Origin of the sequence: Lysinibacillus sp. NPDC056232 (genome assembly GCF_042267565.1) — a bacterium.
Lineage (GTDB): Bacteria > Bacillota > Bacilli > Bacillales_A > Planococcaceae > Lysinibacillus.
In genome coordinates this window covers 1-8,198 of the sequence record NZ_JBHJTF010000057.1, presented here as the reverse complement: position 1 = coordinate 8,198, position 8,198 = coordinate 1, and the positions used below count along the sequence as shown (strand labels likewise).

Genomic DNA, 8,198 nt, shown 5'->3' with positions numbered 1-8,198 from the left:
TTACTATCCGTCATTCTGGCTCTTTATACCGTCGCTTAGGCACAATCATCCGTCGTTTCGGCCTAACAATCCGTCGCTTTGTTTACTATCCGTCACACCGGCTCTTTATACCGTCGCTTGGGCACAATCATCCGTCGTTTCGGCCTAACAATCCGTCGCTTTGGTTACTATCCGTCACACCGGCTCTTTATACCGTCGCTTGGACTCATTCATCCGTCGCTTAGGCACAATCATCCGTCGTTCCGGCCTAACAATCCGTCGCTTTGACGGTCCATCCGCAGCTTTGGCGGTTCTATCCACGACTTTGGCGGTTCAATTCGTCGCCTCGGATCTTCGCTTTAATTCGCTGCCATTTCTCTAGCGCTACACTTTCACACCTACACATCATTGGTGCTGGAGTTTTTTTTATCACCGTAAAGTAAAGTGAAGCGAAGCGGCTCATCGGACGCCCGCAGGAACGGAGGAAATCGGCTCTTCGTTTTGCCGAAGAGCCATAGATTTCACTTTCAAAGTTATAACCCTAAATTCTTAGCAATAATCACTTTCATGACTTCGTTAGTACCTGCATAAATGGACATGACAGGAATGTCTCGATATCTTCTAGCAATCTTGTATTCTTCCATATAACCGTAGCCACCATGTAACTGCATACACTGGACAGCAAGCTCACGTGCATTTTCCGTTATCCAGTATTTTGCCATTGAAACTTTTGTCACAACATCATTTCCTGCGATATGTTCTTCTATTAAAGATTCTAAAAATGATTTGCCAAGTTCGATTTTCGTTGCCATTTCGGCTATTTTAAATTGCGTATTTTGGAAGTCGCTAATCGATTTTCCGAAAGCTTCACGTGATTTTACATAATCAATTGTTAAAGCAAGCATGTCCTCAGCAGCCGTTTGTGCGGCGATTGCAACCGCTAAGCGCTCTTGCTGCAGTTTTTCCATCATATAGATAAAGCCATTACCTTCTTCACCAAGAAGATTTTCTACAGGTACGCGACAATCCTCGAAATATAGCTCGGCTGTGTCCTGCGCGTGCATGCCAACTTTTTCGAGCTTGCGACCTTTTGTGAAGCCTGGTGTCCCGTCCTCAATGACAAGGAGGCTAATGCCACGATGTTTTTTTTCTGCCTGAGGATTTGTCTTTACAGCAACGACTGCTAAATTTGTATGAATACCATTAGTAATAAATGTTTTTTGTCCGTTAACGATATAATGATCGCCATCACGAATGGCAGTTGTTTGGATGTTTGCCAAATCTGAACCTGTACCTGGCTCTGTCATAGCAATGGCTGTAATATTTTCGCCTGTAACGCATTTTGGTAGCCAGCGTGATTTTTGCTCATTTGAGCCGTATGCCTCGATATAGGGCACGACGATATCGTTATGCAAACCAACGCCAATAAGGCTTGAACCTACACGCTCTAGCTCTTCTTGAATAATAACACCAAAACTAAAATCAAGCCCGAGACCGCCATATTGCTCTTCTACTTGAGGGCATAGATAGCCCATTTCCCCAAGCTTACGCCAAAATTCAAGTGGAATAAGATGATCTTTCTCCCATTGTGGATAGTGTGGCTCGGCTTCCTCTGCTAAAAACTTACGTAAGGTTTTACGGAATAACTCATGCTCTGTTGATTCGAATTTATATTTTGTCATATGAACAACACCCCTTTTTTTGCTCGTTCATGCATAAATTTCCTCTTCCAACTATAATGTTACTGAAATATTCAGAAAAATTAAAGTGTATTATTTATAGTTTTTTTATGTAACCGTATAATCAGGCTGAATTGAAAGAGGGGATATTACTATAATATAGGTTTTATTCCCAGACACCCCGGGGTCTCATCTAGATTGTCATGTAAATCATACGATTAAATTATAGAGAAGATTTAATGAACTGATTGGTTGCCCTTTTGCCCTTCCTTTCTAGAAGAGAATGCTATAATCAACTAAGACTATATGAAAGTAGGTAACTGAAATATGTCTAAAGTAATTGGTGGAATTCTTTTAATAAGTATATATAGTGCATCAACTTTTTACTTAGGGTGGGGATTAAAACAGTGGCTTGTGGCGATGGGGTGGTTCCGCTATCCAATTTTATATTGGCTAGTGCTGTATATCATTGCGTTCAGTATTATTATTAGTAGATTGCATGAGTCTTTACGAATGTTTTCAATCATCAATAATTACTGGATGTTTATTTTTGAATACGGATTATTGCTTTGCTTAGTAGCACACTTGATTATTTGGTTAAGTCCTTTTAACAATGTACAGATAGTTGGCAGTATAGCGATTGCTATGTTGTTTGTACTTGGTATTGTGGGAACCTATTTAGCGTATTCACCTGTAGTCCGTCATTTAGAAATAACGATGGATAAAAAGAGTAGTGAACTAGAATCGATGAGAGTTGTAGTTGCATCAGATTTTCATTTAGGTGTTCTATCAAATAAAAGACATTTACAGCGCTTCGTTACTTTATCGAATGAAGCAAAGCCGGATATCGTCTTTTTAGCTGGAGATATTGTGGATGATGATCCTAAATGGTTTGTTAAAGAGGGAATGGCGGATGTGATGAAGCAATTATCATCTACATACGGGGTGTATGGTGTACTTGGCAATCACGAGTATTATGGCAAGAAAATCCCTGAGTTTATTGCAGAGATGGAAAAAGCAAATGTAAAAGTTTTGTGTGATGAAACTATTAGAATCGATAATGTGATAGTATTAACGGGTCAAGAAGATATTACAAACAAGGATAGAAAGCAACTAGATGGATTGAAGACAACTGATGACTTGCCTTGGTTTGTTATGAATCATACCCCGAATGATTTAAGTACGCCTGCAAAATTGGGCGTGGACTTTCATATGTCGGGTCATACGCATAAGGGTCAACTATGGCCTAATCAGTATATTACAGCTCGTGTATTTGAGCTCGATTATGGTTATAAGATGAAGGAGAAAATGCATACACTTGTTTCATCAGGTTTTGGCTTTTGGGGCCCTCCAATGCGACTAGGCAGCCGCTCCGAACTATGGGTTGTGGATATAAACTTTCGTTAGTTGGTAAATGGGGCGGCTCTTGCGGCTCATCGGACGCCCCCAAGAAAGCGCCCGAAAAAGTGTATTTTATAATATGTTTGTATTTAATTAACAAAAGGTTAGGTGACAATGTGGATATCATTGAATTATTAAAGGCGCTTATTTTAGGCTTTGTCGAGGGGATGACAGAGTTTGCACCAGTGTCGTCGACAGGACATATGATTATTGTGGACGATATGTGGCTAAAGACAGAGGAGTTTTTAGGGAAGTATCCTGCCAATACATTTAAAATCGTTGTACAGCTAGGCTCCATTTTAGCGGTAGTCGTTGTTATGTGGAAACGAATGTTAAATTTAGTAGGACTCTATAAAATTGATGGCCAATCGAAATCAGTGAAAGGTCACTTCAATTTAATGCATGTTATTGTGGGCATGTTGCCAGCAGTTGTATTAGGTTTTGCGTTCAAAGATTTTATCGATGATCATTTATTTAAAGTAGAGCATGTTATGTATGCTTTAGTAGCTGGGGCAATTTTAATGATTATTGCAGATAAATTTGCAACAAAAAAACCAAAAGTGGATTCTCTAGATAAAATTTCTTATGGTTTAGCATTTAAAGTAGGGTTAGTACAATGTTTATCACTTTGGCCAGGGTTCTCCCGTTCAGGTGCAACAATATCTGGTGGTGTTCTATTTGGAATGAGTCACCGCGTGGCGGCAGATTTTACTTTCATTATGGCAGTACCGATTATGGCGGGTGCTAGTCTAGTATCTGTACTGAAAAACTGGGATACGCTATCTATGGATTATTTTGGATTCTATGCAGTAGGCTTCATTAGTTCATTTATCTTTGCATTACTATCAATTAAATTCTTCTTAGCACTTATTTCAAAAGTGAAATTAATGCCATTTGCTATTTATCGTTTAGTATTAGCTGCTGTGCTAGCTGTTATTATCTTTATGTAATGAATAAAGTCACTCTTCTATTAAAGAAGGAGTGGCTTTTTTTAGCGATTTTATCCTTTTCTAAGAAGGATGGAATGGTTAATAAGTATTGTTTGTAAGTATGATGGATTAATGCTTATTGTGAAAATAGATATTTTTTACCTATTTATTGTCATTCCAATTGTCTAGACAGTATAATTGATTATAGAATTATTTGTTTTTAGTAGAATATACATAGGTACTGTGGGGTGTAGAAGTTGTTTCGTATTGGAAATAAGCCTAAGAAAAATACAATTGAGATCAGTGATGAATCAAGTATAGGAGTTATTATTCAAGATCAGGAACGTTTACAACAGTTAAATCTAGTAAATCTAACGAAAGGAGATTTGCAATTAATTAGAAGTTTAAAACCGTATATTGAACGAAATGTCGCAGAGGTGGTAGACGCATTTTATCAGGCAATTGAAAGTGTGCCAGACTTACGTGAAGTTATTGAAAAGTACAGCTCTAGTGAACGTTTACGGCAAACATTACGCCTTCATATTATAGAAATGTTCGAAGGGCGTATAGACGATGCATTTTTGGAGAAGAGAAGGCGGGTCGCGAAAATGCATGTAAAGATTAACTTGTATCCTAAGTGGTATTTAGCAGCCTTTCAAAACCTTGAAAAATTATTAAGAAAGATTGTATATACGCTTCAATTAACGAGGGACGAAGAAGAAAAGTTTTGTGAGGCGATTAGTAAAATATGTAACTTTGAACAACAGATTGTCCTAGAGGAATATGATCATTATGCTAAGATGTTAATTGAACAGCAACAGGATAGTGTTCGAGTACATGTGAAGGAAGTTATAGGTGGAATATCTACGCAACTAGATACTCAATCCCATAGCACGAATGAAACAGTGACTGAACTTGTTGATAACGCTAAGGAAGTAAATGAATACTTGAAGGAAAGTATCGATGAGGCAAAAACAATGCAACAAGTATCGTCTGAAGGCTATTCTAAAATAGTCCTAATTAATGAACAAACAGGGGAAATTCATCATAAAACAGTTGAAATGTCGGGTATGGTGGAGCGATTAAATCACTCTTCCTCTAAAATTAATGCTGTTATTGAAATAGTGAAAAGAATTTCTAATCAAACAAATTTACTTGCGTTAAATTCAGCTATTGAGGCTGCACGTGCAGGAGAGCACGGAAAAGGCTTTGCTGTCGTGGCGAGTGAAGTTCGTAAGCTTGCAGACCAGACGAAAAGTTCGGTTGAACAAATCGGGGACCTCATCATGATGTCTAATGGCATTACAAAACAAGTTGTTCAAGCCATTCATGAGATCCAAGAGCTGGTGAACGATAGTATTGAGCAAAACTCGGCATCTTTAAAAGCATTTGATGCTATATCTGGCTCAGTAAACGGCTCTATCTCAAACTTCCAAAACGTCGGACTGAAAATAACAGAATTGGCGGAATTTATAGAAACAATTGGAGAATCTTCCGAGGAATTAAAACAAGTTGCCAATCGTTTAGACACAACAATTAGAGAATTTTAACGACTATGCATAAAGCCTATGCATAGTTTTTTTGATTATTACCATAGTGAGGGGTTGATTTCCGTTCCGGATGGGCGCTTTGTTGTTGTTGCTGTCGCTTCGCTTTCGCACAGATAAAACCGTGTTGCTGTCGCTACGCTTTCGCACAGATAAAACCGTGTTGCTGTCGCTACGCTTTCGCACAGATAAAACCGTGTTGCTGTCGCTACGCTTTCGCACAGATAAAACAATTGTTGCTGTCGCTACGCTTTCGCACAGAGCAAAGCTTCCTGGGGGTGTCCGATGAGCCGCTTGGGCCAACACGAAGTTGGTCACGAAGGCGTTATCACAGGACGTGATGGTTTTAGCCTTCGTTCCCCTATCACTGATCCCTGAGGAGTCGCCCATCCTCCACTCCAATCAACCTATTTACATGGCATACGTTTAACAAAATGTTATCCCTAACCAAATTCATTAGAAATCACTTGTATGGCCAATTACCATAGCGAGTTTCCGTTCACTGGGCGCTATCAACTTAGCCTCGTGAACAAACCTTTTAAATAAAATGCCATCCACAACTGATAGGCCTAGTTTTATTTTTCATAAATAATAGGACAAAATCACTTTTCAGAAGGATAAAACAACAAATAGACGGATGAAGTTTGGAAAGTGATAAAAAAGGAATAGTGTCATAAATGCAAAAATAAGAAACCCCTAGAAAATGAGCGTTCTAAGTGTTACGCTATAGGCGAATTGAGTAGAGAGGTGTTCGGAATATGAAAAAGAAATTATTTATTACACGTAAGTTTCCGCCACATATAGTTGAACCGTTGAAAGAGTTTTATGATATCAAACAATGGGAGGAGGAGGAAATTGTTATACCGCGGGAAAAACTATTGGCAGCTGTCGCAGATTGTGAAGTACTGTGGGTAACGCTTGCTGATCAAGTCGATGAAGAGTTATTATTACACGCACCCAATTTAAAGCTTGTAACAAATTTAGCAGTTGGATTTAATAACATTGATATTAAAGCTTTGCGTAAGCGCGGAATAATGGCGACAAATACGCCAGGAGTTTTAACAAATACGACTGCTGATTTTGTAATGGGATTATTGCTTGCGACGGCTCGTAGAATTCCAGAAAGTGATCGATATTTGCGTGAGGGTAAATGGAAAAGCTGGTATCCAATGCAATTAGTAGGTAAAGATGTTTCAGGATCCACTATAGGGATTATTGGTATGGGACGTATTGGTCAAGCTGTTGCAAGACGAGCAAAAGGTTTTGATATGAAAATTTTATACAACAATCGTAGACGTCGCCATGAGGCAGAGGAAATGTATGGCTTTCAATATGTATCGTTAGAGGATCTTCTAAAACAATCGGATTTCGTTGTTATTATGACACCTTTTAACAATGATACAGTAGGACTTATAGGGGCAGAGGAACTTGCTATAATGAAGGATGATGCGGTATTGATTAACGCATCACGCGGTGGCATTATCGATGAGAACGCACTTTATGACACTTTAAAAAGTGGTAAGCTGTGGGCTGCAGGGCTAGATGTCTTTGAGCAAGAGCCTATTGCGTTGGATCATCCATTGTTGACGCTTCCTAATGTTGTAGCACTTCCGCATATCGGTAGTGCCTCGCTTCAAACTAGAACTGCTATGCTGATGCTGAACGTTAAAGCACTTACTGCTTACGGTCAGGGCCAAACTCCATCGAATCGAATAGATTAATGACACTGAAGATAACAGAAGAAGGGTGCCTTTTTACATGGAAGGACTCCATTTAGCGTTTACGCAGAACTTTTATAAATTTTTGTGGTGAAGGCTATGACTGTTCACTTTAATAGAACAGAATAGATTTATAACTGTGACGAGATTGTACATCTGTTGCAGTTTCATATTAATACTATAAATTAGAGTGACATGCCAGAAGATACATCTTAATTGAAGTGGTTGATTGGAGTGGAGGCTGGGCGACTCCTTGGGGATCAGCAATAGAGGAACGAAGGCTAAAATCATCACGTCCTGTGATAACGCCTTCGTGACCAACATCGGTGCTGCTGCCGCTTCGCTTTCGCGCAAAAAACATCTGTTGGCCCGAGACCCTGGAGCGAGCAACGCGAGTGAAGCGGCTCATCGGACGCCCCCAGGAAAGCGCCCAACCGGAACGGAAATCACCCCCTCGTTTTGCAAAGAGCCATACTTAAACAACATGAAAGGAGCTACATCATAAATAGATGTGCTCCTTTTAAAATGAAAAAGATAGGATTAATAGCGTCCATTATTTATTAAACATATCAAATAAACCGCCAATGCCACCTTCGCCTTTAGATTGACCGCCACCGCCTTGAGAAATTGGTGCTGCAGCGAAGACGCGGCTTGCTAATCGGCTAAATGGTAAGGATTGAATCCATACTTTACCCGGACCCTTTAAAGTAGCGAAGAAGATACCTTCACCACCAAACAATGCAGTTTTTACGCCCCCAACCATCTCGATATCGTAATGTACATCAGATGTCATAGCAACTAAGCATCCTGTATCAACAAGTAATACTTCACAGAATTGAGCTTCATTCCTCCCACTTCTTCAGAGGTGGGAGGAATGAAGTGCTTTTTTCTTTATAGAACATATGTTTATGTTGTATATTGTGAATAATCAAAAAAAGAAAGGAG

The 8,198-nt window shown here is 39.4% G+C and carries 8 protein-coding genes and 1 pseudogene; 4 read left to right on the top strand and 5 right to left on the bottom strand.

The window, feature by feature from the left end:
* Positions 1-174 precede the first annotated feature (174 nt).
* Together ACFCYJ_RS25255 and ACFCYJ_RS25250 are read right to left on the bottom strand one after the other, a co-directional pair.
* Positions 175-300, bottom strand: coding sequence for a hypothetical protein (locus ACFCYJ_RS25255; protein ID WP_376078461.1), 126 nt, complete (start codon positions 298-300; stop codon positions 175-177).
* A 212-nt stretch (positions 301-512) separates the two neighbouring features.
* The gene (locus tag ACFCYJ_RS25250; RefSeq protein ID WP_376078459.1) at positions 513-1,661 is read right to left on the bottom strand and encodes an acyl-CoA dehydrogenase family protein; all 1,149 of its coding nucleotides are present in this window, start codon (positions 1,659-1,661) and stop codon (positions 513-515) included.
* Positions 1,662-1,985: 324 nt separating this feature from the next.
* On the opposite strand from ACFCYJ_RS25250, the gene ACFCYJ_RS25245 reads away from it, so the two are divergent.
* The 3 genes from ACFCYJ_RS25245 (at position 1,986) to ACFCYJ_RS25235 (ending at position 5,538) form a co-directional block, all read left to right on the top strand.
* Positions 1,986-3,065, top strand: coding sequence for a metallophosphoesterase (locus ACFCYJ_RS25245; protein WP_376078457.1), 1,080 nt, complete (start codon positions 1,986-1,988; stop codon positions 3,063-3,065).
* Between the two features lie 110 nt (positions 3,066-3,175).
* Positions 3,176-4,009, top strand: a complete 834-nt coding sequence (locus ACFCYJ_RS25240; RefSeq protein ID WP_376078455.1) for an undecaprenyl-diphosphate phosphatase — start codon at positions 3,176-3,178, stop codon at positions 4,007-4,009.
* A gap of 236 nt (positions 4,010-4,245) precedes the next feature.
* A complete protein-coding gene (locus ACFCYJ_RS25235) occupies positions 4,246-5,538 on the top strand; it encodes a protoglobin domain-containing protein (protein ID WP_376078453.1) in 1,293 nt (430 codons plus the stop codon).
* A gap of 38 nt (positions 5,539-5,576) precedes the next feature.
* Here ACFCYJ_RS25235 and ACFCYJ_RS25230 read toward each other — a convergent pair whose 3' ends face one another.
* A complete protein-coding gene (locus tag ACFCYJ_RS25230; RefSeq protein ID WP_376078451.1) occupies positions 5,577-5,768 on the bottom strand; it encodes a hypothetical protein in 192 nt (63 codons plus the stop codon).
* 525 nt (positions 5,769-6,293) lie between these two features.
* Here ACFCYJ_RS25230 and ACFCYJ_RS25225 point away from each other — a divergent pair.
* On the top strand, positions 6,294-7,256 hold the full coding sequence (locus ACFCYJ_RS25225) for a 2-hydroxyacid dehydrogenase (protein WP_376078450.1): 963 nt from the start codon (positions 6,294-6,296) through the stop codon (positions 7,254-7,256).
* Positions 7,257-7,431: 175 nt separating this feature from the next.
* Here the strand turns inward: ACFCYJ_RS25225 and ACFCYJ_RS25220 are convergent, their stop codons facing one another.
* Together ACFCYJ_RS25220 and ACFCYJ_RS25215 are read right to left on the bottom strand one after the other, a co-directional pair.
* Positions 7,432-7,662, bottom strand: coding sequence for a hypothetical protein (locus ACFCYJ_RS25220; RefSeq protein ID WP_376078448.1), 231 nt, complete (start codon positions 7,660-7,662; stop codon positions 7,432-7,434).
* Positions 7,663-7,806: 144 nt separating this feature from the next.
* Positions 7,807-8,082 (bottom strand): annotated as a pseudogene (locus tag ACFCYJ_RS25215) (AIM24 family protein); the annotation flags it as partial.
* Positions 8,083-8,198: the final 116 nt, after the last annotated feature.